This window comes from Micromonospora foliorum (assembly GCF_022229015.1).
In the GTDB taxonomy this organism is placed as follows: Bacteria; Actinomycetota; Actinomycetes; order Mycobacteriales; family Micromonosporaceae; genus Micromonospora; species Micromonospora foliorum.
Window position 1 is genome coordinate 1 of sequence record NZ_JAKKFF010000168.1, and the last position, 2,159, is coordinate 2,159.

Consider the following 2,159-nt stretch of genomic DNA (forward strand, 5'->3'; position numbering starts at 1 on the left):
CGGCTTGCTCGCGGTCGTCGGCTTGGCCGGGGCGCTCGGCTGGGCGACCGTGGCCGCTGCCTCCGGCTGGCCGTCCGGCTCGGGAGCGACGGCCGGCTTGTCCGACGATTCGGCGCCGCGCGGGGTGCCCGCGCCCGGTGCCGGCCGGTAGTCGGCGAAGAAGTCGTGCCAGGCCGAATCGACGCTTGATGGGTCGGCGAGGTAACGCTGGTACATCTCCTCGACGATCCACTCATTCGGGCCGAAACCCGCCAGTGGGTTCTCCTGCGAAGTCTGCTGGGTCGACACGGCCGGTAATCGCCTCTTTCACGCGGGTTTGTGTGGCACGCGGTGTGTCCGTCGCGCCCGATTAGAAGCACGGACTGGACGGCTCCCAGGCTACGCCGTGCCGATCCCGCAGGCATTTCCGCCTCGGTCCCGTGGCCGGTTTCACAGAAGATGCCAGAAGTTCAGCAACGCCTGCGCGCTCTGTCGACGACTGCTACGGGATCCGGGGTGGCGGCCGTGCCGCCGCCACCCCGGGGCCGTCAGGAGATGTCGCGTCGCCGCATCAGCAGGGTGCCGACCACGCCGGTCACCACCGCGTACCCGATGAGCACGGCGGCGCCGGCCCAGCGCGGCGGGTTGCCGGGGATGTCCGCCCCGGTGACCATGAGTGACGAGGCCAGCGACGGCACCAGCAGTTGCAGGTTGTTGATCCAGTCACCCCAGCGCTCGGCCAGGATGCTGATCACCACGATGGCGCCGATCGAGCCGCCCAGGTAGAGCAGGATGCCGGTCACGGTGGCGCCGATCTGGCTGCGGATCAGCACGCCGATGCCGACACCGAAGACCGCCCAGAGCAGGTACGCGAGCAGGTTCAGCCCGATGGCCCGCCAGGCCGCGTCGTTGCCCAGTTGGGATTCCATCCCGATCGCGCTCAGCACCGCCGAACCGGCGACCAGGTTGAACGCGGTGGTCACCAGCCAGAACAGCAGCGCCAGCACGCCGGCCGCGACCAGCTTGGCGCTCATCACGGCGGTGCGGTGCGGGTTGGTGAGGAACGTGGTGGTCACCGTCTGGTGGAAGAACTCACTGGTCACCACGATGATGCCGAGCAGCATCACGATCAGCAGGCCGAAGAACTGCCCGGTGGTGAACAGGTTGGACGACAGGGCGTCCGGGTGGGCCGCCGCCGCAAAGGTGTCGGCCTGGTCGGGCGGCACGTCGCCGAGGTTGCCACTGGTCAGGGTGTCGGCCTGCAACCAGTTGATGAGCAGGGTGAGCGCCCAGAGCGGCAGGCTGATCAGCGCGAAGATCCACCAGGTGTTGGTGGTACGGATCTTGAGTAGCTCGGATCGGACCAGGTTCATCGGATGCCCGCCTTTCCGGCCGTCAGCTCCAGGAAGACCCGTTCCAGATCGGGCCGTTCGGTGGTCAGTTCGTGCAGCTCCACCCCGGCCGCGAGGGCGGACCGGCCGATCGTCGGGGCGTCCACCCCGCCGACCAGCAGCACGCCGTGCTCGTCGGTCTCGATCGTCGCCGACTGTGCCTTCAGGGCGGCGGTCAGCGCCTCGGCCTGCGGGGTGCGGACCCGGACCCGGGCGCCCTGCGCCATCGACCCGAGGACCTGCTCGACCGGCCCCTGCCGGACCAGCTGCCCGGCCGCGATGATCACCACGTCGTCGGCGAGCAGCTGCATCTCCGACAGCAGGTGGCTGGAGACCAGCACCGTGCGGCCCTCATGGGCGAGGTTCTTGAGGAACCCACGCATCCACCGGATGCCCTCCGGGTCCAACCCGTTGGCCGGCTCGTCGAGGATCAGCACACGGGGGTCACCGAGCATCGCGGCGGCGATGCCGAGCCGCTGCTTCATGCCCAGCGAGTAACCCTTGAACTTGCGCTTCGCCGCCGGGCTCAACCCGACAAGGGCCAGCGCCTCGTCGGCCCGCTGCTTGGGCAGCCCGGCCGCCGCGCAGATGACCCGGAGGTGGTTGATGCCGGTGCGGCCCTTGTGCGCGCTGGATGCCTCCAGCACCGCGCCGACCTGGCGCAGCGGGTCGGCGAGGTCGGCGTACCGCTGGCCGCTGATGGTGGCCGTGCCGGCGGTCGGCGTGACCAGGTTCAGCAGCATGCGCAGCGTGGTGGTCTTGCCGGCGCCGTTCGGGCCGAGGAAGCCG

General features: G+C 69.9%; 3 protein-coding genes. All 3 read right to left on the reverse strand.

Going from position 1 to position 2,159, the window contains the following annotated elements; translation table 11 throughout:
* The coding region (locus PSH25_RS13885) for a 2-oxoglutarate dehydrogenase E1 subunit family protein (protein WP_238659491.1) at window positions 1–288 on the reverse strand (288 nt) is incomplete at its 3' end.
* A 239-nt stretch (window positions 289–527) separates the two neighbouring features.
* A complete protein-coding gene (locus PSH25_RS13890) occupies window positions 528–1,352 on the reverse strand; it encodes a DUF2705 family protein (protein ID WP_238659492.1) in 825 nt (274 codons plus the stop codon).
* Window positions 1,349–2,159, reverse strand: an 811-nt coding sequence (locus PSH25_RS13895; protein WP_238659493.1) for an ATP-binding cassette domain-containing protein, incomplete at its 5' end; no start/stop codon positions are given. The genes PSH25_RS13890 and PSH25_RS13895, both read right to left, overlap by 4 nt.